This window comes from Ruminococcus flavefaciens (assembly GCF_900108555.1).
Lineage (GTDB): Bacteria > Bacillota > Clostridia > Oscillospirales > Ruminococcaceae > Ruminococcus > Ruminococcus flavefaciens_P.
Window position 1 is genome coordinate 1 of sequence record NZ_FNWV01000003.1, and the last position, 21,617, is coordinate 21,617.

The window sequence follows — 21,617 nt, forward strand, 5'->3', positions numbered from 1 at the left end:
GCATCAGGGTTTCCCCCATTGTGCAATATTCCCCACTGCTGCCTCCCGTAGGAGTCTGGGCCGTGTCTCAGTCCCAATGTGGCCGTTCAACCTCTCAGTCCGGCTACTGATCGTCGACTTGGTGAGCCGTTACCTCACCAACTATCTAATCAGACGCGAGCCCATCTCAGAGTGATAAATCTTTGATAACTAAATCATGCGGTTCAGTTATGTTATGAGGTATTACCATCCGTTTCCAGAAGCTATCCCTCTCTCTAAGGTAGGTTGCTCACGTGTTACTCACCCGTCCGCCACTAAGTTATTCTAAGTAAACTCAAAATAACTCCGTTCGACTTGCATGTGTTAAGCGTGCCGCCAGCGTTCGTCCTGAGCCAGGATCAAACTCTTTATTAAAGTTGTATATATAAATCCTTAGATTTAAATATCGATCCAGTTCATAACGCTTGCGTTATTACTTCAAAGTGTTTTTTAGTCTTTTCTTGACTTTTCTTCTTTTACAAAGAAATCTCAAGGGTCGTTACTTTTTCTTATTCGCATTGTTCAATTTTCAAGATGCTGTTTACTCCCTCTTGCGAGACAGCTTTAATATTATATCACTTTCCGTCTGACTTGTCAAGTACTTTTTCAAAATTTCTTTTGGAAATTTTTCTCTTTCTCTCGACCGCCTCTCAGGACAGCTTTAATATTATATCACAAATCATTTCCTTTGTCAATACCTTTTCGGAAATTTTTTCGATTTGTTTTTTCACCCTCCGCTTCGTCCTTACGCCTCCAATGCTGCCCCAGCAGTCTTACTTTTCTGCGTCTCTCCCTCGCGGCGACTTATTTATTATAGCAGGTTTACAGCCAATTGTCAACTAAAAGAATATGCAGCTTTTTCTTCGTATTTTGGTCATATTTGCCAATCAAGTTCCAAGCTTGCCGAGCCACCACCATCTGACTACAAAAAGCACCGCCATTACTACAAGCACGCCTATTATTATCAGGTTCTTTTTTATCTGCTCGGCGAAGTCAAAATTCTGCGGATTTTTCGGATCGTAAATTATGGTATGCTTCGAGCCGACCTTGAACGGCTCGGAAAAGCCTGCCTTATCCTCAAATTCATAGACCTTATCACCGCTGCCGTAGCGCATCTTGTGTACGTAGTAGTTCTGCCGCTTCTCGCGCACCGATATTACTTCCGCTTCGGTCTCGATACCGTTCTTTTTCAGCAGCAGGAGCTTTCCCAGATAGATAAGTCCTGCTATGGCGATAATAATTCCTATGCCTGCCCAGATCATGTATTTCATATTTCACCTCGTTTTTGTGACATCATTTCCTAAAAACAAGGGCGGATAATATCCGCCCCTATATTATGTATTTGTTTATGGTGCGTCGAGGATGCCGTCCCCTACATGGCTAACAGCTCAGCTTGTCAGTTTGCCATGAGCTTTACCATTACTGCCTTCTGAGCGTGGAGACGGTTCTCAGCTTCCTCAAAGATCTCGTTTGCGTGAGCCTCGAATACCTTCTCTGTGATCTCTTCCTCACGGTGTGCAGGGAGACAGTGAAGAACCATAGCGTCTGCATTTGCCTGAGCCATAAGCTCGTCGTTTATCTGATAGCCTGCGAAAGCCTTCTTGCGCTTCTCAGCTTCGCCTTCCTGTCCCATAGAAGCCCATACGTCAGTTATAAGTACGTCTGCACCCTTTGCAGCCTGCATAGGTGAATTTGTCATCTCGAACTTGTCGCCGTATGTCTTTGCAAAGTCAAGTATCTCCTTTGGCGGCTGATAATCGTCAGGGCAAGCGATAGATACGCTCATACCTACCTTTAAGCAGCCTACGATAAGTGAGTTTGCCATGTTGTTTCCGTCGCCGATAAAGCACATTTTAAGTCCGTCAAAGCTGCCCTTGAACTCGCGGATAGTCATAAGATCGGCAAGTACCTGACAAGGGTGACAGAAGTCTGTAAGTCCGTTGATTATCGGGATAGAACCGTACTGTGCAAGGTCCTCAACTTCCTTCTGCTCAAATGTACGGATCATGATACCGTCAAGGTAGCGCGAGAGAACTCTTGCTGTATCCTGTACAGGCTCACCGCGTCCAATCTGGAGATCATTTGATGAGAGAAACAGCGGATAGCCGCCGAGCTGATACATACCTGTCTCAAATGATACTCTTGTACGTGTTGAAGCCTTCTGGAATATCATACCAAGAGTCTTGCCCTTGAGGTGTGGGTGTGGGATACCGTGCTTGAGCTCGTACTTGAGCTGGTCTGCAAGGTTAAGTATTTCTATGATCTCCTCTGTGCTGAGATCGAGCATTTTAAGTAAGTGTTTCATATTTATATCCTTTCCATATTTTGTCATGACTTGTTCATTTCGCCGAACGCCTTGTCTATAGCCAGCGCAAACAGCGGTATATAGTCATCAAAAGCGGTATTCTCGATTTCTATGTGATACTGAAGCTCTCCTGTTACTCCCATAAGGGTCTGTATCTCTCCAACGTGCTTTCCGTCAAGGATTATTTCAAAATTCTTTCTGTCCTTGCTTGCCAGATCAAAACGCATCTGCTTATTCTTTACCTTGATAGTCGGGTCAAGAAATAAGGAGGTACACTCCATTGTCATAAACACATTGTCATTCAGGATTATGGTAAAAGTTGGTCTTTTTGAGTCACCTGTCTGAACGAGAGTATAGAGGTTGTAATTGCTTGTATCCATCAAGTTATAGCGCGAGCTGAAGCTTTTCTTCTTTATGGTATAGAGAAGCTTTCCATTTTTATCTTCGACGGTATATTTAGTACCATTGCCAACTAACTGCAACTCCATAATCATTCCTCCAGTATCTCTATCAGAATTTTCAATCCGTCCTTCAGCTCGTCGTAAGATATTGTAAGCGGAGGAAGAAGTCTTACCTTTTCCTTGGCTGTAAGCACAAGAAGTCCTTTTTCAAGAGCCTTCTGCGCGACATCATGGGCATCTTTGCTCTTCAGAGAGATGCCTACCATGAGACCAAGACCGCTGAGTGCTGTAACTTCACTGCATTTCTTCAATTGTTCTCTTATAATGTTACCCTTTTCTGTTACTTCATCAAGGAAGCCCTTGCTCTCTATCCTGTCAAGGACTGCAAGACCGCCTGCACAGGCAATAGGATTGCCGCCGAAAGTTGAGCCGTGAGTACCTGCTGTCAGGACTCCGCTGCACTTTTCGTTAACGAGACAAGCTCCCATAGGCACGCCGCCTGCGATGCCCTTTGCAAGAGTTGTGATATCAGCCTTTTGGCCGTAGTGGTCGCCTGCAAGGAACTTGCCTGTACGTCCTACGCCTGTCTGCACTTCATCGGCGATAACGAGGATATCCCTCGGAGCGCAAAGCTCATACACCGCGTCAACGAATTCCTTGTCAAGAGCCCTTACGCCGCCCTCGCCCTGAATGTATTCCATCATAACTGCGCAGACAGTTTTATCCTCAAGCTTTGCCTTGAGGTCGCTTATATCATTTGCGGTAACATTTACGAAACCTTCAACGAACGGAAAGAAGTAGTTATGGAAAACATCCTGACCTGTAGCGGAAAGTGTTGCGATAGTTCTGCCGTGGAAGGAATTAACAAGGGTGATGATAGTATGTCTGCCCTTGCCGTATTTATCGAAGCTGTACTTCCTTGCCACCTTTATGGCACACTCGTTAGCCTCTGCGCCGCTGTTGCAGAAGAATACCGACTTATAGCCTGATATGCCGCAGAGCTTATCTGCGAAATCAGCCTGTACCTTTGTATAGTAATAGTTTGAGCTGTGCTGGAGAGTCCTTACCTGAGCGCATACGGCGTCAGCCCATTTCTCGTCACAGTAGCCCAGTGAATTAGTACCTATACCGCTTCCGAAATCAATGTATTCCATGCCGTTTTCGTCCTTGCAGCGTCTGCCGCTACCCTTTTCCATTACCAGTGGGTAACGTCCATAGGATTGCATAACGTGGGAATTAAATTTATCAATTGTATTCATAATATCCTCCTTGATGCAGACTGCCTTGGACATAGTTCATAAATTTTCAGACACACTATTATTATAACGCTGAAAGGCAGTCAAAATCAATCTTTTCACAAGTAACATAAGTAAACTTTTTGTATACAAGTAAATTATTTTACGAGAAGAAACCTTATCAAGTAAACTGAGTGCCTATTCCTTCATTGGAGAGTATCTCAATGAGGATAGAATGGGGAACTCTTCCGTCTATGATAACAGTCTTGCTGACACCGCGTCTGACAGCTTCAACGCAGCAGTCTATCTTAGGTATCATACCGCCTGAGATAATGCCCTGTCTCTTGAGGAAAGGAACCTCGCTGACATTTACCTCTGGGATAAGTGTTGTCGGGTCGTCCTTATCGCGGAGAAGTCCTGCGATATCTGTCATAAGTATGAGGTTTTCCGCACCAAGCTCGGCAGCTATTCTTGCTGCGGCTGTATCTGCGTTTATATTATATGTATTACCCTCTGCATCTGTTGCAACAGTTGCGATAACAGGGATATTTCCGTTTGCTAAAGCGTCTGTGATAGGCTTTGTGTTCACCTTTGTTATCTCGCCTACCCAGCCTAAGTCCTGACCGTCGTCGGTCTTTTTCTTTTCAGCCATGAGCATCTCGCCGTCGATACCGCAAAGACCAACTGCACTGCCCTTGTGCTGAGCGAGAAGCTGTACAAGCTCCTTGTTTACCTTGCCCGAGAGCACCATTTTTACAACGTCAACTGTTGCGTCATCGGTGTATCTCAGACCGTTAACGAAACGGCTCTCGATGTTGAGCTTTTTCAGCATATCGCTTATCTCAGGACCGCCGCCGTGTACGAGGACTACCTTTACGCCGACCAGTGAAAGGAGAACGATATCTGTCATTACAGCGTCTTTGAGGTCCTTGTTGGTCATAGCGTTTCCGCCGTACTTTATAACAAGTATCTTGTTATTGTACTTCTGTATATAGGGCAGGGCATCAATAAGCACCTGCGATTTTTCGTTATTTGAGATCTTTTCCATTTTTCCTTACTTCCTTTTATTTAAACTTAAAATTGTTTTGCCAGGTGATCTTCTATTGCCTTGTCGAGCAAATACTTGACACGATAAGGATCATCTATATTCCACAGTATTATTTCATCAACTGCTTCCGTCAGACTTATTTCAATTCTTCCCTTATTTCCTTTTGTCATACTTACGCTCGTTACAACAATATCGTCAAATTTCGCCTCTATCCATTGACCGCATCCAAAGACAACTACTCTTCTGTCCGTTATAGCAAAGTTCATACCTTTTTTACCTGATACAAAAAACCAGATTATCAGACCTGCCACTAATAATATCATGATGATCGGGAAAAACTCATATAGCAGTAACGCAGGCAGGAACATCAGAAAGTTGATGAATGCTGTTCTTGATTTACCAAATAACGTAAGCAAAATGCCTATAACTACCATAGCTTTGATCACTATTGAAGCAATAGCATATTTACTTTTCATAGTTTCAATGGGATTTTTTGTATTGGCTTTTCCTCCGCCCATACACCATAATATCTGTTCATCTTCTTCAAGAAAAGGCTGAAATATACTTTTCACATAGTCGGGGTCTGTAAACAGCTTAGTCTGAGCTTCCTCCTCCGACTCTCCGGCGTTATTGCCGATATATCTCCAATCCTCGTCTTTTTTCTTCCAGAGCATCTTCACACCTGCCTGCAAATCATTTATTCATCAGAGCACCGTGGATAGCGTCATTGAGTATCCTTTCGACTCTTTTCGCATCGCTGATGTTATACATACCAATGATGTTATTGCTCCTGCTGCTACTGCTCCTTATGGGTTTTGTCAGATACATTGTTATATAGCCCTTGCCATTACTGCCTGCTGTGGAGCTTACTCTCGTTATATTTTCAAGAGGTATCGAGGTCTGTCCCGAGCTGTTTAAGATTATGAGCCTTTTATCCGTTATGCCGTAAAGTCCTGCTGTAGAACCCGACAGCATACTTATGCTGACAATAAGCATTATTATGCCAACAACAGCCATTACAACAGTACACATAAGGATTATGGAAACCAGCAGCATTATGCCGCCTGCTTTTGCACTGCCGTTCTTCTGATTGAGATTATCCTTTCCGCCTGCCCACAGAAGATGCTCATTGGGCATGAGGAGCTTTTCAAAGCGGCTTTCAAGGCTTACATAATTATCGTAGGAACGCTGTTCACGGTCTGCATCATTGTAGGTCTGCTCGTGACTATGGTCACAATCTCTTACATCGGTGATATCTTCATAGGTCTGTTCGTGGCTGTGGTCGCACTCCCTGACATCTGTGATATCATCGTAGGTCTGTTCATGGTCATGATCGCACTCGCTTCGGTACTCCTCAGACGGCGCTATATAGTCATCATCATACTTTGAGGAATATTTTTCGTTATATGCGTCATAGTCCTCATCTCGTCTTCTTCCGAACATCTCCTCACCCCCTATATAAGTTTATGTTTATCAGAACCCCTGCATACGCTCGATCTCTCTTGCCTTGTCATATGCGTTGGGCATATCCTTCTGTGTTTTTATGATCTCAGCGACTTTTTCGCAGTCCTGAACATCATAGAGTTTACGCCACCTTACTTTATATTCTTTGGTGTGGTGACCGGGGCGTTTTCTTAAATAAGAAAACAGAGAGAAACAGTTCCCATATCGCTGTTTTTCTTCTTTTCCACTGTTACAAAAGATATATGATGATACGGTATCTTCTTATACTTCATACCTTTGATGATAAGTACCCTTTTATCGGTCAGCAAATATGCTGCTGAACGCTCTATTTCTGCAAAAATAATTATCAAGCCGACGATAATAAAGATCAGTGAAGAGAGAGCGCGCTCATTCAGCAGTACATACAGACCTACGATCAAAACCGCCGCTCCTAAAACGATCGGAATGATACCTTCGCTCAAGTGCAGCTTTTTCTTTTCGGGTATCTGGCTCCAGAGTATGTGCTCGCCGTCTTTAAGGTAATTCTCAAATTCAATATCAGACATATTTTGCTCCTAAAGGGAAAGCACTGTATATCAGCTTCTGTAATCTCCATTTATCTTTACATAATCGTAAGTAAGGTCACAGCCCCATGCGATAGCCTTTCCATTGCCTTCGCCGAGGGAAATGAGTATCTTTATCTCCTCTTCCTGGAGTATCTTCTTTGCAAGAACTTCCGAGAACTCTATAACATTGCCCTTGCGTCCGAGCGGGATAACTCCGCCTGCGGAAGCCATTTCAATATCAACCTTTCTGATATCGAAATCAGCATCGGCATAGCCAAGTGCGCAGAAAATTCTTCCTGCGTTTGCGTCCTCACCGAATATCATAGCCTTGATAAGGCTCGAACCGATAACGGACTTTGCTACCTTTTCAGCTATATCATCATTCTCTGCACCTCTTACAGCGCACTCAATAAGCTTTGTAGCACCTTCGCCGTCTCGAGCCATCATTCTTGCAAGGTTCATCATGATAGTATAAAGAGCGTGTTTGAACTGCTCATAGCCCTCACCCTCGGAGGTTACAGGAGTATTTCCTGCTTCGCCCGATGCCATGATGCATACCATATCGTTTGTGGAAGTATCGCCGTCAACGCTTGCTCTGTTGAGAGTAACCTTTACGATATCGCTGAGGGCGCGCTGTATCATCTCTGCCGAGATATCAGCATCTGTTGTAAGGAAAGTGAGTGTAGTTGCCATATTCGGGTGTATCATTCCGCTGCCCTTGAGCATACCGCCCATAGTGCAGTTCTTTCCACCCATTTCAAATGTTACGGCAATTTCCTTTTCCTGTGTATCTGTAGTCATTATAGCTTCGAGAGCACGCTTGTTTCCGTCATATGTGAGACCGTCTTTAAGCTCGCCCATAGCGTTTGCGATAGGCTCAATAGGGAGTACCTGACCGATAACGCCTGTAGAAGCTACGATAACATCATTTTCATCTATTCCGAGAGCCTCGGCTGCGAGCTGGCACATCTTTGTTGCCTTCTCTACGCCGTCGGGATTACAGGTATTGGCATTTACCGAGTTTACAATAACAGCTCTTGCCTTTCCGTCCTTGATATGCTCCTTTGTTACGATGATAGGAGCACCCTTGACTTTATTTGTTGTATATACGGCAGCTGCCTGACACTCTTTGTCGGCAACGATAAGTGCAAGATCGTTTTTCTTCTTGGCTGCGGGGATAGCATTGTTTGCAGCAGCATTTGCTGCGTCCATTTCACCAAGCGGTTTGTGCGCAAGACCGCACTGTACACCGTTTGCTCTGAATCCCTTTGCAGCACATACGCCGCCTTCTATAAATGTAACTCCCTGTAATTCTACAAGCTTCATGTGGTTTCCTCCTTGATCTTCTGAGCGAACTTAGATATAACGCTCAAATACTCTTCCTTTTCCTCATCTGAGCCGAACTGGTGGCACTTAGCCATAAGCCCTGCTTTTTCAAGCACAGGTCCCATCTGAGTATAGAACAGTTTCAGATACTTTTCCTTACCCTTGTAAAGGTTGAACATTAGCTGTCCTTCAAACATTTCCCCTATAAACGGATCATCGCTCAGCATTTCTATAGCTCTCTTTATTGCTATTCGTGAGCATATCCTCTGTCTGAGCATACGGCTTACATCTGCTACGCTCAGCTGATCTTTTGTCTTTTCCATGATAGTGTTGAACCACTCATCAACAGTATAGTCGATGCCGTCGTCCTCTATGAGGTCATACTCATAGATCTCTTTCAGTGTTTTGCTCATAGTTTCATTCCCCCCGAAATGATTGTTTTCATGTTTAATCATACTAATCCTGTCGTTTCGTCAATATTCATCATTATGTTAAGGCACTGTACAGCTGCACCGCTTGCTCCCTTGCCGAGATTATCAAGGCGTGAACAAAGAAGTATCTGCTCGTCATTGCCAAAAACAAACACCTGTAACTTGTTCTGTCCGCTGAGAGTATTCGATGCAAGGAAGAACGCTTTCTGCTCGTCAGCTGACATAAGAGGCATTACCTCTACCATTTTTGCACTCTCATAGTGCTTTGCATACATCTCATGCACCTGCTGCGGTGTAACTTTTTTATCCAACATTCTTGTCTGTATCGGTACACTTACTACCATGCCGCTGAAATAGTCACATACCATAGGATTGAACATAGGAGTGTATGTAAGTCCCGATACTGCTTTCATCTCAGGCAGATGCTTATGCTGCTGAGAAAGCGCGTACTGACGGGGACTGTTGAACTCAAAGGGCTTATCCTCGCCCTCGTATACTGCGATAGCCTTTTTGCCTGCTCCGCTGTAGCCAGAAGTTGCATATGCAAAAACAGGGAAATCAGCAGGTATTATCCCGTTATTTACAAGAGGATAAACTATGGAAGCAAATCCGCTTGCATAACAGCCCGGAACTGCGACTCTGTTAGATGTGCGTATCTTTTCCCTGTGAGCAGGTGAAAGCTCGGGGAAACCGTAAGCCCAGTCGGGATTTGTACGGTGAGCTGTTGAAGCGTCGATAATACGTACATGGTCGTTATCCTTGTCGATGAACGATACAGCCTCTATTGAAGCCGCATCAGGCAGACAAAGGAAAACATAGTCCGCACTGTTGATAAGACGGGCACGTTCGGCAGGGTCTTTTCTCAGCTCCTCGCTGATCTTCATTATCTCAAGGTCTTTTCTGTCCTTGAAGCGCTCCTGTATTTTAAGACCTGTCGTGCCTTCCTGACCGTCTATGTAGATTTTTACTGACATTGTTTATACCTCCGTTACAGCCGTCAGCGCAGAGCCTGCGCCCCCTTGCCACATTGTCACTCGTAAACTCGTTCACTTTTATCAACGTCCTTACTCGTACATCGCTTACGGCACTTTTAATTATGAATTGTGCATTATGAATTAATGCAGTCACACCTACTACTCATTTGCGGACTGCCACATAAGCAGTGCTCCAAATCTTTGATTTGGTCAGCAATGCTATATGCAGAGCTGGCAGCCCCTACAGTGGGTTATTTATAGTTTTTGCATAATTGGCGAGCGCGGGTCACGCGCCCCTACAGCACAGAACTTCATTGCTCACGGGCTGTCGAGGACGCCAGCCACTACAATTCTACTCTCTACTATCTACTCGCTACTCACTATTTCCTGCGCTTATTTACTTTGCGCTCATACTTAGCGCGTTTGGGGTCTTCAAAGTCTGACTTGTCCTCAATGAAAGAGTGCCATATGCTTATCGCAAGTGTTATGGTAACTATAACTGCGAACCAGATTATATGCGTTCTCGGCATGACTGCTATCCACAGTCCCATAACAAGCTCGCCTATTATCCATGTGACACCCATAAGGATAGTCAGTCCTATGATAAAGGTTATATCCTTTTTCTTCATATCAGAGGTCCAGAGCCTTTTCTGCAAGCTTTATCTGCTCTCTTACAGCGTCAGGTGAAGGACCGCCCTCGGACTTTCTTTCACGGACACAGGTCTCAAGGCTTATTGCCTCGTATACGTCCTTGTCAAAGAGATCGGTCATCTTCTTGTATTCCTCTATAGGAAGTGTTTCAAGTGTAAGACCGTCCTCGATGCATCTTGCAACGAGAGTACCTGTTATCTTGTATGCATCACGGAAAGGCATACCCTTTTTAACGAGATAATCAGCACAGTCCGTAGCATTGATAAATCCTCTTGCAGCTGCGTTTCTCATATTATTCTTGAGTACGCGCATTGTTGCAAGCATAGGAGTGAAGGTCTTTACACAGAGCTTAACGTTGTCAACTGCATCGAATATAGCTTCCTTGTCCTCCTGCATATCCTTGTTATAAGCAAGGGGTATGCCCTTCATCATAGTGAGAAGAGTTACAAGGTCGCCGTTGACTCTGCCTGTCTTTCCGCGGATAAGCTCGGTAACGTCAGGGTTCTTCTTCTGAGGCATTATAGACGAGCCTGTAGCAAAAGCGTCATCAAGCTCAACGAATTTGAATTCCCATGAGCACCAGAGGATTATTTCCTCGGAAAATCTTGAAAGATGTGTCATAAGTATGGAGAGTGCCGAGCAAAGCTCGATACAGTAGTCACGGTCGGAAACACCGTCAAGGCTGTTTGGCATAGGCGCTGTAAAGCCGAGAAGATCTGATGTCTGCTTGCGGTCAGTCTTATAAGTAGTACCTGCAAGCGCACCGCTTCCGAGAGGACAATAGTTCATTCTCTTGCTTGTATCCTGCAATCTTTCCATATCACGGAGAAGCATCCATACATAAGCTAAAAGATGATGTGCAAATGTGATAGGCTGTGCTCTCTGGAGGTGAGTATATCCCGGCATTATAGTCTCGGTATGCTCTCTTGCCATATTGAGAAGCGTAACTGCAAGCTCCTTTACAAGTGAGTATATCTCAGCTATCTCATCACGGAGATAGAGTCTGAGGTCAACTGCTACCTGATCGTTTCTTGAACGGCTTGTGTGGAGTCTCTTTCCCACATCGCCGAGACGCTTTGTAAGCTCGGCTTCGATGAACATATGGATATCCTCGGCATTGGGATCAAGCTCCACAGCTCCGTCAGCTATATCGTTGCTTATCTTGCACAGCTCGCCGACTATGAGCTTGCTGTCCTCCTTTGGGATTATACCGCAGTCGCCAAGCATAGTTGCATGAGCGATACTTCCGCGTATATCCTGTTCATACATACGGCCGTCAAACGAAATGGAAGAATTGAAAGCGTTGACGCCCTCGTCGACCTGCTTTGAAAATCTTCCTGCCCACATCATATCTGCCATAATTATCTCTCCTGTAATACAAATTTCATATCCGATAAAAAATCATTATTTAACACTGTTTTTTACAAATTCAGCTGTATCGTCCATTACCTGCTTATTAAGATGTCCGTCCTCATCGTCAAATAAGTGTCCGAGACCTTCATAAAGCTTGAATGTGCAGTTGTCCTTTCCCTCAAGGTATTCCTTCCACAGTGGGAAGTCCTTGTCGGGGTATACCTGTACATCGGAATCGCCCTGTAAGAACAGCATGGGTATATCGAGACTCTTTGCAGTCTCGCCTATATTCAACTCCTTAAGGGAATTATAGTAGTTATAACCCCAGCCTAAAAGAGTTGCGTCCTTGTCATTGCCTTCCTTCATTACAGCTGCATCATCGAGCATTTCCTGCAATGAATCCTTCTGCGAACCGATCTCGGCAGCGTCTCTCTGCGCGGTCAGCTGATCTATTACAACATCTACAAGGTCTCTCGGAGTACCTGCAAGTGAGATGATACCCTGTACATCGCTGTTTGCCTTTGCGATAGAAGGTGCAACACAGCCGCCGAGACTGTGTCCCATTACGAATATGCCGCTTACCTTGCCCTCGTCCACATAGGACTTAGCAAGCTTTACAGCTTCGCCTGCATCTTCAAGAACCTCTTCCTGTATGGTGTAGTTCCCGTCAGCCGCAAGTTCGGAGTACTGATAAAATCTCTTGTTGTACCTTATGGTAGCAATGCCTCTTTCGGCAAGTCCGTGTGCCAGCTCGTTGAAAGTAGCAAGCTCGCCGCTGCCCTCGTTCATATTGTGCTGACCCGAACCCTGTATGAGTATCACTACAGGCGGCTTTTCGGCATTCTTAGGCATAGTGAGCATACCGTCCAACTCTTTTTCGCCTACCTTTATGCAGGTCTCTGCAAATGTGGCAGTCACCTGAGGAGCTATCTCCTCCTCCTGGTGATAAGTGAACATTATACCCTCGATCTCGCCCTTGTCATTGTAAGCAAGCATGAAATCAAAATCGTTTTTTTCAAAGTCCATAACTGTAGTTACAACAGTCATGCCCTGCTCGGTCTCGGTCTTTGACTCCTTTACGGCAATGAAATTGCCGCCTTCTTCTTTTATGTTTTTCCAGCCCTCCATGAGTACACCCTCGGTGAGCTGTTCCTTGCAGTTTTCAGAAAACAGTTCCATAACAGGCTTGAAATCATCATTTAAGATGTCATCAAGGAGCTTTCTCGAAAGCTCGACATAGTCCGTATCGCTTGAAGCTGAGGTGGTATCTTCCGTTGCAGCTTCCGTAGTAACTGCCGTAACAGCTGCTGCTTCTGTGGTATTATTATTATCGGAAGTCTTTTTCTCTCCACAGCCTGCAAGCAGGGATACAGCAGCCATAACTGCAAAAACACTTCTGATCTTTCTCATATCTGCCATTATAATTCTCCTGTAGCTCAATTTTTCTTTTTCTGCATTATATTCTCAGCTATGGAACAGCCAAGTCCTGTGATCGCAATAATAAATGTAAAAAGCTCCATTCCCGAGCTGTTAAGCGTAAGGAATATTGCAAAAAGTATCAAAGCTATGCCAAAATTACCGCTTTTCATAGTAGTTCTCCTTATAGTGGTGAGATGTTGAGTGAGATTGTTTGTCAGTAGCTCTTTTTGTCGTTTATGGCACGGTATTCCTCAAAGACTTCAAGGCACTCCTTACGGTCAAGCTCTTCGGATATATCCTCGGGTGACTCGTAGAACACCTTGTCTCTGAACCCGATACTGTCTGTATCAGCAATATTACAGCCGAAATACACCTTTCTGATATTCGACCACATTATAGCTCCGCGGCACATGGGGCATGGCTCTGCGGTAGTGTAGAGCTCACAGCCCGAAAGGTCGTATGTACCGAGATTTTTACAGGCATCACGTATAGCCGTTACTTCTCCGTGGCAGGTAGGGTCGTTCTGCTTTATTACTTCGTTATGACCTCTGCCGACCACCTTGCCGTCCCTGACGATGACGCAGCCGAAAGGTCCTCCGTGACCTGCGGTAATGCCTGTCCGAGCCTCGTCAATGGCTATTTTCATGAATTTATCCATATTATTTTACGTACTTGTTGCGGTAAACAAGATCGGGTCTTGTGGTGAAGCCTATGTGCTCCCAGAAGCCGTTGCCAAGATCGTTGTATTCAAAAACAACGAGAGCCGTTTTCTGTATGCCCTCTTTTTCGAGAGCGTCCATAGCGTGGTTGACCAAGTCCTCACCGATACCGTGGTTTCTGTATTCGGGAGCAACTACTACATGGTGAAAGAAGCCTCTTCGTCCGTCATGACCTGCCAGTATCGTACCGATTATCTTCTCACCGTCCACAGCAACAAAGCTTGTGGTGGGATTGCGCTTCAGATATCTTGTGAAGCCTTCCTCGCAGTCGTCAACGGGGTTTGTGCCTTCATGTTCTTTCCAGACTTCTTCAACGCCTTTCCAGTCATTGATAGTCATGAGCCTTATCTCTACCATAGTAATTCTCCTTTCGCAATAAAAATCAGTTGAGAGTTTAGAGTTGAAAGTTAAGGCGCTGCCTTCGGCAGAATATCTGAATAATGTGAGCACAGAGAACACATTAACTCTCAACTCTCAATTCTCAACTCTAAACTTTATAAAGAAATCGTAACAGGCAGGAGAAGGCTCCCCTGCCTGAAACGTTCACTTATTTGAGTATCAGCAATATTACTTATTGTTGCGCTTCTTGTCCAGCTGAGCTCTAACCTTTATCGGGAGACCGAAGAGGTTGATGAAGCCTGCTGCGTCAGCCTGATTGTAAACCTCGTCCTCATCGAATGTAGCAACTTCTTCATCATAGAGTGTGTATGGTGAAGTTACGCCAGCGTTGATGATGTTGCCCTTGTAGAGCTTGAGCTTAACATCGCCTGTAACTCTCTCCTGTGTCTTGTCAACGAAAGCTGTGAGAGCTTCACGGAGAGGTGTGTACCACTGACCATTGTATACGATATCAGCGAACTTGATGCCGAGGTACTGCTTGATACGTGCAGTTTCCTTGTCAAGTGTGATCGTTTCGAGAACTTCGTGAGCGTGGTAAAGGATAGCACCGCCGGGAGTCTCATATACGCCTCTTGACTTCATACCAACGAGACGGTTCTCAACGAGGTCTGCAAGACCGATACCGTTCTCGCCGCCCAGCTTGTTAAGAGCTGATACCATTTCAACACCGTTGAGTGTCTTGCCGTCGAGCTGTGTAGGAACGCCCTTCTCGAAGTGGATTGTGATATATGTTGGCTTGTCGGGAGCATCGATAGGAGATACGCCCATTTCAAGGAATCCCTTCTTCTCGTACTGCGGCTCGTTTGCAGGATCCTCAAGGTCGAGACCTTCGTGTGAAAGGTGCCAGATGTTCTTATCCTTTGAGTAGTTTGTCTCTCTGTTGATCTTGAGCGGGATATTGTGAGCCTCAGCGTAGTCGATCTCTTCATCACGGCTCTTGATGTCCCATTCTCTCCAAGGAGCGATTATAGCCATTTCAGGAGCGAAAGCCTTGATAGCGAGCTCAAATCTTACCTGATCGTTGCCCTTACCTGTACAGCCGTGGCAGATAGCGTCAGCACCCTCTGCAAGAGCGATCTCAGCGATACGCTTAGCAATGATAGGACGTGCAAATGATGTACCAAGCATATATCTGTTCTCGTAGATAGCGCCTGCCTGTACTGTAGGATAAACATAGTCCTGAATGAACTCTTCCTTGAGATCGGCGATGATGAGCTTTGAAGCACCTGTCTTGATAGCCTTTTCCTCAAGTCCGTCAAGCTCTGTGCCCTGTCCTACGTCACCTGAAACAGCGATAACTTCACAGTTATTGTAGTTTTCCTTGAGCCACGGAATGATGATAGATGTATCGAGTCCGCCTGAATATGCCAGAACTACTTTTTTGATATCCTTTTTGTTTGCCATTGTTATTACCTCCTGAATATAAACGCATAAACTTTGCGTGGATTTGCGATATAAATCTATTATACTACATAGTAAAATAATGTCAAGTATATTTGCATAAATATTCATTATTTTTGAAAATATCCACTTTATTTTGCATATTATTCATTCAAGGCTCGGATTTCCTAATTGGTCGGGCTAATCACCGCCTATTATCCACAGAGTGAAAAAGCTTTGTTAAATGTTACCGCCTTTTGTACGAATTTACGATTTTTGCAATAAAGACGCTTTTTTGCTTGATATTTTTTACCTTTATGTTTATAATGATAAGTACATATCGCTCTGCAAAGTTATAAAGAAGCGGCAGAGCATACCGAGATCTATGGAGGTTAACATAATGGCTGAGAAAAACGGTACAAAGATAACTATACTTGGCGCAGGCAATGTCGGCGCATCTGTTGCTTATACATTCGCAGTAGCAGGTACCTGCTCTGATATCGTTCTTGTTGATATCAACAAGGCTAAGGCAAAGGGCGAGGCTATGGATATACGTCAGGGCGTTTCATTCGGCGAGAACGTTGAAGTATTCGACGGCGGATACGAGGACGCTAAAGACTCCGATATCGTAGTTGTCACTCTTGGTCTTGCAAGAAAGCCCGGTCAGACACGTCTCGACCTTGCTCAGACCAACGTAAATATCATCAAGGAAGTAATGCCTCAGGTGGCTAAATACGCTCCCGATGCTATCTATGTAGTTGTCAGCAATCCTGTTGATATCCTTACATATACTATTCTGAAGTGTACAGACCTCAAGCCTAATCAGGTTATTGGTTCGGGTACAGCTCTTGACACTTCAAGACTTCGTTCAATAATCGCTGACCACGTAGGTCTCAGCCCTAACAGCATTCATGCTTACGTATTCGGCGAGCACGGCGATTCATCATTTATCCCATGGTCGATCATGAACATCGCAGGCGTTCCTGTTGATGAATACTGTGCAGACCAGGATCACGCAGACCTTGACGAGGACGAGATCATCGACGAAGTCCGCAAGGCAGGCGCAGAGGTCATCAAGAGAAAGGGTGCTACCTTCTATGCTATCGCAATGAGCGTTAACAAGATATGTGACACTGTTCTCCGTGACTCAAAGAACATCTTAACGGTTTCTACTATGATAAACGACAGATACGGTATCAACGATGTATGCCTCAGTCTCCCATGTGTTATCGGAAGCAACGGTATCGAGAGAGAAGTCTCACCAAAGCTCAACGATAAGGAGATAGAGAAGCTTCAGGACAGCGCAAAGGCACTGAGAAACGTTATTGACCAGATCCAGTTCTGAGAAACCGCAAATAAGCATTTTCGCGGAGGACTCTTATGTTCTCCGCTTTTTTAAAAATAAGACACTGAAAGGAATTTAAACCATGAATTATGCAGAAGAATCCCTTAAAAAGCACAAGGAATGGCAGGGCAAGATAGAAGTTATCTGCCGTGCTCCTCTCGAAACAAGAGATGACCTCTCTCTCGCTTACACTCCCGGCGTTGCACAGCCATGCCTCGAAATACAGAAGGACGTTGACAAGAGCTATGAGCTCACACGCCGTTCAAACCTCGTTGCTGTAGTTACAGACGGTACAGCTGTTCTCGGTCTCGGCGACATCGGTCCTGAGGCTGGTATGCCTGTTATGGAGGGCAAGTGCGCTCTCTTCAAGGCATTCGGCGACGTTGACGCAGTTCCGCTGTGCGTTCGTTCAAAGGAAGTTGACGATATCGTTAATACAGTACGTCTCCTTGCAGGCTCTTTCGGCGGCGTAAACCTCGAGGACATCTCTGCTCCTCGCTGTTTCGAGATCGAAAAGAAGCTCAAGGAGTGCTGTGATATCCCGATATTCCACGATGACCAGCACGGTACAGCCGTTGTTACTCTCGCTGCTATGCTCAACGCTCTCAAGGTAGTCGGCAAGAAGCTTGACGAGATAAGAGTAGTTACAAGCGGTGCAGGCGCAGCAGGTATCGCTATCATCAAGCTCCTCATTTCTATGGGACTCAAGGACGTTGTTCTCTGCGACAGAAACGGTGCTATCTACAAGGGCAGACCTGAGGGCATGAACCCAATGAAGGACGAGATGGCTGAGATCACAAACCAGCAGATGAGAAAGGGCAGCCTCGAAGAAGTTATCAAGGGCGCAGATGTATTCATCGGCGTTTCAGCACCCGGCTGCGTAACTCCTGAAATGGTGAAGTCTATGGCTGACAAGCCTATCCTCTTCCCAATGGCTAACCCGACTCCCGAGATCATGCCCGACCTCGCTAAGGAAGCAGGCGCAGCTGTTGTCGGTACAGGCAGAAGCGACTTCCCGAACCAGATCAACAATGTTCTCGCATTCCCGGGTATCTTCCGCGGTGCTCTTGATGTTCGTGCAAGCGATATCAACGACGCTATGAAGATAGCTGCTGCTAAGGCTATCGCTTCATTCGTTACAGACGATAAGCTCAGCGCAGATTACATTATCCCAAGCGCACTGGACAAGACAGTTGCACAGGCCGTAGCTAAGGCTGTAGCTCAGGCTGCAAGAGATACAGGTGTTGCACGTATATAATGCACAGTGCAGCCTCTGATTTTATCCCCTGATTTGTCAAATGCACAAAAATCTTATCACAAATGTTGATTTTTTGGTAGGAATATGTTATAATGGAGCCGTACAGTTTCCTACTTTACGGCTCTTTCTATTTCAGAGTGCGAAGTAAGGGCTGACAGTTATCAAGCACTTTAACCGTTAGCTTTATAAAAAAATAAATTCAACAAATCAAGGAGAAAAAACACTATGAAAAACACTATGAAAAAAACATCTAAAGTTCATCTTGTAAGTCTGATCGGAACGATAATCAGCTTTTTAATACTTGTTATCTCTCTCGTTACACAGAGCTTCCTCATGGCACAGATAGTCTTAGGAGTAGTTTGTGTATTCTGTGTCGCTACATTTCTTACAGCAAAACAGAAGTGAAAAAATAAAGCTAATACCTATATTATGGCATTTATAGGCAATATCGCAAAATCAGGACAGCCCATGCTGTCCATACAAAGCTAACGGTTCGGGCGCACTTTTTTGTGCGCCCTTATATATGTCCTTTTGTAATGTGTAATTTATTTGCTTGCAAAAACAATAAAAATATGATATACTAAAACCGTCATTGCCGAACGACCAACGGTCTAAATATCTTCCAATGCTTTAATTTTAATAACAAACGGAGAATCTAACTATGAAAAAAACAAACAAATTTATTCTGCTGATCTCAATAATCGGCACACTGGCTTGCGGTATATCTTTCGGCATCGCTTTGACAAAAAGCGATAATATGATAGCACAGATCGGTTTCGGTGCAGCTGCCGCGTTCTGTCTTTCAACAGCCGTTACAGCTGCCAAAAAATCAAACTCGACCAAATAAGCTTTATACTGAGGAGGTCCAGATATGAAATGCCCCGAATGCGGAAAAGAATGCCGCAAAGGCTTTATCGAAGCCAAAGACAGCGGAAGTATCACACAGCTGTTCACATCGGTGATATGGTATCCCGAAGATGAAAAAGACAAAATGATAAGAAAAAACACAGTTCACCTCTCACTGCACGGTGAGGGGTATTACTGCGATGAATGTATGAAGGTCATCGGCGTTTTCGCCGAGAAGTAGCGCAGAGCCTGCACATCTCCAGCGATTTTGGGAGACACACGGGCGCGCAGAATGCGCCCCTACAAGCTAAAGGCTCACTATGCACTAACCACTAACTCGGAACGCCGAGAGCTGCGTTCCCTACATAGGAATGATAAATATGAGTTTAAACGATACCCCCTCCTCGGAGAGAGTCCACATAGGCTTCTTCGGTCGAAGAAATGCAGGAAAATCCAGCGTAGTAAACGCTGTTACAGGACAGGAGCTGTCCGTAGTTTCCGATGTCAAGGGCACTACCACCGATCCTGTCACAAAGGCTATGGAGCTTCTCCCTCTCGGTCCTGTTGTGATAATAGATACTCCCGGCTTTGACGACGAGGGTACTCTCGGCGAGATGAGAGTCCGCAAAACAAAACAGATACTCAACCGCACAGACCTTGCTGTACTCATAGTTGACGGCACTGTCGGTCTCACCGACACCGAACGCCAGCTCATCGGTATTTTCGAGGAAAAGGATATACCATTTCTCACGGTTTACAACAAGTCCGATATCGCAGAAAAACGCGTCTGTCAGGATAACGAGATAGAAGTGAGCGCACTTAAAGGCGTGAACATATACGAACTGAAAGAGCGCATTGCCGCACTTGCGAAGCTCCCCACAGAAGAAAAGCGCATTGTGGGCGACCTGCTCAGCCCTAATGATATGGTGGTACTCGTTACGCCTATCGACGCGGCTGCGCCAAAGGGACGAATGATACTTCCGCAGGTGCAGACTCTCCGCGATGTACTTGATGCTGACGCAATGGCTGTATTCACAAAGGAGTTCCAGCTTGCGGAAACTCTCGGCAAGCTCAGTGCGCCGCCGAAAATGGTCATCACCGACAGTCAGGCATTCGCTATGGTCAGCAAAATCGTTCCCGAGGACGTTCCGCTGACTTCATTCTCGATACTCATGGCACGTTACAAGGGCTTCCTTGAGACTTCCGTAAAGGGCGCAGCTGCCATAAAGAAGCTGAAAGACGGCGATACTGTCCTCATATCCGAGGGCTGTACTCATCACCGCCAGTGCGGAGACATCGGCAGTGTGAAGCTGCCTGCACTTCTGAAAAAGACTACGGGCAAGACTCTGAATATAGAGCTCAGCTCGGGACGTGAGTTCCCCGAGGACTTATCGAAATACAGCCTTGTTATACACTGCGGCGGCTGTATGCTCAACGAGCGCGAAATGGTCTATCGCCGCAAGTCCGCAGAAGATCAGAACGTACCGTTCACAAACTACGGCATAGCCCTTGCACTTATGAACGGCATACTCAAACGCAGTCTCGGCTTATTCCCCGACCTTGCAGGTGAGATCGAATGAAAGCACGTCTGCCCTATATCATCGGCTTTGTGCTGCTGACAGCCGTTGAAGTGTGCATAGGCGTGTTCTATTTCAGCCACTTCATACGCTCATATTTAGGCGATGTTATCATAGTATGGGTGCTGTACTGCCTGTTCCGCTCCTTTGTACCGAAGAGGTTCAGCTCCTACGGTATAGCAGTTGGTATACTCGTATTCTCCTTTGCTGTGGAGTTCCTGCAAAAGGCGCATATCGCAGATATACTCGGCGTTGAGAACAAGCTGCTGCGCATAATCATCGGCACAAGCTATGCTACTGAGGACTTATGGTGCTATGTGGCAGGAACTGCCGTTACAATACTGGAAATATGGCTGTTTAAAAGGCTGTTCCCGCATAAAGATACATAAACAAAAAAGCTCCCGAGAGCATATAATGAAATGAAGCTGCATAAACTCAGCCGTTAAGGCAATAATACAGACAGCGATACACATTCATTATATATCGGGAGTAATTTTTATGTCAGTCAAAAGAGGAGAAATATACTACGCCGACCTCAGTCCTGTTGTAGGCTCTGAGCAGGGCGGTGTAAGACCAGTACTTATAGTCCAGAACGATGTGGGGAACAGGCACAGTCCCACGGTCATAGCTGCTGCCATAACCAGTCAGCGCGATAAGAGCCGACTCCCTACACATATCGAAGTGCAGGCAGATAAATGCGGACTTGCAAAGGACAGCGTCGTCCTGCTTGAACAGATACGGACTATCGACAAACGCCGTCTTAAAGACAAAATGGGCGAGCTTGACCTTAATTCCATGAATAAGGTGGATACCGCCCTTTCCATAAGCTTCGGCTTGGAGATTTAAGCCCTTAGCCTTTAGCTGTTAGCTTGTAGGGGCTGCCTTCGGCGGTCCGTGTACCCCACAACAATTATAAATGCTAC

Annotated in this window: 26 protein-coding genes and 1 rRNA gene; 8 read left to right on the forward strand and 19 right to left on the reverse strand. The window is 45.4% G+C overall.

The window, feature by feature from the left end:
- The 19 genes from BLW60_RS05100 to BLW60_RS05185 form a co-directional block, all read right to left on the reverse strand.
- Positions 1-393, reverse strand: a 16S ribosomal RNA gene (locus tag BLW60_RS05100); the annotation flags it as partial.
- A gap of 512 nt (positions 394-905) precedes the next feature.
- A complete protein-coding gene (locus BLW60_RS05105) occupies positions 906-1,289 on the reverse strand; it encodes a DUF3592 domain-containing protein (RefSeq protein WP_074714889.1) in 384 nt (127 codons plus the stop codon).
- A 125-nt stretch (positions 1,290-1,414) separates the two neighbouring features.
- Positions 1,415-2,323, reverse strand: a complete 909-nt coding sequence (argF, locus tag BLW60_RS05110; protein ID WP_074715642.1) for an ornithine carbamoyltransferase — start codon at positions 2,321-2,323, stop codon at positions 1,415-1,417.
- Positions 2,324-2,346: 23 nt separating this feature from the next.
- On the reverse strand, positions 2,347-2,811 hold the full coding sequence (locus BLW60_RS05115; protein ID WP_072952394.1) for an LURP-one-related family protein: 465 nt from the start codon (positions 2,809-2,811) through the stop codon (positions 2,347-2,349).
- A gap of 2 nt (positions 2,812-2,813) precedes the next feature.
- Positions 2,814-3,983: an aspartate aminotransferase family protein gene (locus tag BLW60_RS05120; RefSeq protein ID WP_081348130.1), complete on the reverse strand. Its 1,170-nt coding sequence runs from the start codon at positions 3,981-3,983 to the stop codon at positions 2,814-2,816.
- Positions 3,984-4,140: 157 nt separating this feature from the next.
- Positions 4,141-5,007, reverse strand: coding sequence for an acetylglutamate kinase (argB, locus tag BLW60_RS05125; protein WP_074714894.1), 867 nt, complete (start codon positions 5,005-5,007; stop codon positions 4,141-4,143).
- Between the two features lie 26 nt (positions 5,008-5,033).
- Positions 5,034-5,699 (reverse strand): hypothetical protein, encoded by a 666-nt coding sequence (locus BLW60_RS05130; protein ID WP_207645911.1) that lies wholly within the window; start codon positions 5,697-5,699, stop codon positions 5,034-5,036.
- A 1-nt stretch (position 5,700) separates the two neighbouring features.
- A complete protein-coding gene (locus BLW60_RS05135) occupies positions 5,701-6,450 on the reverse strand; it encodes a PH domain-containing protein (RefSeq protein WP_074714900.1) in 750 nt (249 codons plus the stop codon).
- A gap of 191 nt (positions 6,451-6,641) precedes the next feature.
- Positions 6,642-7,016: a hypothetical protein gene (locus BLW60_RS05140; protein WP_074714902.1), complete on the reverse strand. Its 375-nt coding sequence runs from the start codon at positions 7,014-7,016 to the stop codon at positions 6,642-6,644.
- A gap of 30 nt (positions 7,017-7,046) precedes the next feature.
- Positions 7,047-8,342: a bifunctional glutamate N-acetyltransferase/amino-acid acetyltransferase ArgJ gene (argJ, locus tag BLW60_RS05145; RefSeq protein WP_074714904.1), complete on the reverse strand. Its 1,296-nt coding sequence runs from the start codon at positions 8,340-8,342 to the stop codon at positions 7,047-7,049.
- The gene (locus BLW60_RS05150; protein ID WP_074714907.1) at positions 8,339-8,755 is read right to left on the reverse strand and encodes a contact-dependent growth inhibition system immunity protein; all 417 of its coding nucleotides are present in this window, start codon (positions 8,753-8,755) and stop codon (positions 8,339-8,341) included. Before BLW60_RS05150 ends, argJ begins: the two co-directional genes overlap by 4 nt.
- A 38-nt stretch (positions 8,756-8,793) precedes the next feature.
- Positions 8,794-9,747, reverse strand: coding sequence for an N-acetyl-gamma-glutamyl-phosphate reductase (gene argC, locus BLW60_RS05155; RefSeq protein ID WP_074714910.1), 954 nt, complete (start codon positions 9,745-9,747; stop codon positions 8,794-8,796).
- A 380-nt stretch (positions 9,748-10,127) separates the two neighbouring features.
- The gene (locus tag BLW60_RS05160; protein WP_074714914.1) at positions 10,128-10,376 is read right to left on the reverse strand and encodes a hypothetical protein; all 249 of its coding nucleotides are present in this window, start codon (positions 10,374-10,376) and stop codon (positions 10,128-10,130) included.
- Position 10,377: 1 nt separating this feature from the next.
- Positions 10,378-11,757 (reverse strand): argininosuccinate lyase, encoded by a 1,380-nt coding sequence (argH, locus tag BLW60_RS05165; protein WP_074714917.1) that lies wholly within the window; start codon positions 11,755-11,757, stop codon positions 10,378-10,380.
- A gap of 45 nt (positions 11,758-11,802) precedes the next feature.
- Positions 11,803-13,170, reverse strand: a complete 1,368-nt coding sequence (locus BLW60_RS05170) for a DUF3887 domain-containing protein (RefSeq protein ID WP_074714920.1) — start codon at positions 13,168-13,170, stop codon at positions 11,803-11,805.
- Between the two features lie 17 nt (positions 13,171-13,187).
- On the reverse strand, positions 13,188-13,340 hold the full coding sequence (locus tag BLW60_RS16730) for a hypothetical protein (RefSeq protein WP_175460890.1): 153 nt from the start codon (positions 13,338-13,340) through the stop codon (positions 13,188-13,190).
- Between the two features lie 44 nt (positions 13,341-13,384).
- Positions 13,385-13,828, reverse strand: coding sequence for a nucleoside deaminase (locus BLW60_RS05175; protein WP_074714925.1), 444 nt, complete (start codon positions 13,826-13,828; stop codon positions 13,385-13,387).
- Between the two features lies 1 nt (position 13,829).
- Positions 13,830-14,246 carry a GNAT family N-acetyltransferase gene (locus BLW60_RS05180; RefSeq protein WP_074714929.1) on the reverse strand — a complete coding sequence of 139 codons (417 nt, stop codon included), beginning with the start codon at positions 14,244-14,246 and terminating at the stop codon, positions 13,830-13,832.
- Positions 14,247-14,456: 210 nt separating this feature from the next.
- The gene (locus BLW60_RS05185) at positions 14,457-15,692 is read right to left on the reverse strand and encodes an argininosuccinate synthase (protein ID WP_074714932.1); all 1,236 of its coding nucleotides are present in this window, start codon (positions 15,690-15,692) and stop codon (positions 14,457-14,459) included.
- Positions 15,693-16,053: 361 nt separating this feature from the next.
- Between BLW60_RS05185 and BLW60_RS05190 the strand changes: the two genes are divergently transcribed.
- From BLW60_RS05190 to BLW60_RS05225, 8 genes are all read left to right on the forward strand, one after another.
- A complete protein-coding gene (locus BLW60_RS05190; RefSeq protein ID WP_074715644.1) occupies positions 16,054-17,013 on the forward strand; it encodes an L-lactate dehydrogenase in 960 nt (319 codons plus the stop codon).
- A gap of 82 nt (positions 17,014-17,095) precedes the next feature.
- Complete coding sequence (locus BLW60_RS05195) at positions 17,096-18,271, forward strand: NAD(P)-dependent malic enzyme (protein WP_074714934.1); 1,176 nt, start codon at positions 17,096-17,098, stop codon at positions 18,269-18,271.
- Positions 18,272-18,496: 225 nt separating this feature from the next.
- A complete protein-coding gene (locus BLW60_RS05200) occupies positions 18,497-18,676 on the forward strand; it encodes a hypothetical protein (RefSeq protein ID WP_074714936.1) in 180 nt (59 codons plus the stop codon).
- Between the two features lie 256 nt (positions 18,677-18,932).
- Positions 18,933-19,118 (forward strand): hypothetical protein, encoded by a 186-nt coding sequence (locus tag BLW60_RS05205; RefSeq protein ID WP_074714938.1) that lies wholly within the window; start codon positions 18,933-18,935, stop codon positions 19,116-19,118.
- A 24-nt stretch (positions 19,119-19,142) separates the two neighbouring features.
- Complete coding sequence (locus BLW60_RS05210; protein WP_074714941.1) at positions 19,143-19,358, forward strand: PF20097 family protein; 216 nt, start codon at positions 19,143-19,145, stop codon at positions 19,356-19,358.
- 139 nt (positions 19,359-19,497) lie between these two features.
- Entirely contained in the window at positions 19,498-20,697 is a 1,200-nt protein-coding gene (gene hydF, locus BLW60_RS05215) for a [FeFe] hydrogenase H-cluster maturation GTPase HydF (RefSeq protein ID WP_074714944.1), read from the forward strand.
- Positions 20,694-21,083: a ribosomal maturation YjgA family protein gene (locus BLW60_RS05220; RefSeq protein ID WP_074714947.1), complete on the forward strand. Its 390-nt coding sequence runs from the start codon at positions 20,694-20,696 to the stop codon at positions 21,081-21,083. Before hydF ends, BLW60_RS05220 begins: the two co-directional genes overlap by 4 nt.
- Positions 21,084-21,192: 109 nt before the next feature.
- Positions 21,193-21,540, forward strand: a complete 348-nt coding sequence (locus BLW60_RS05225) for a type II toxin-antitoxin system PemK/MazF family toxin (protein WP_074714950.1) — start codon at positions 21,193-21,195, stop codon at positions 21,538-21,540.
- Positions 21,541-21,617: the final 77 nt, after the last annotated feature.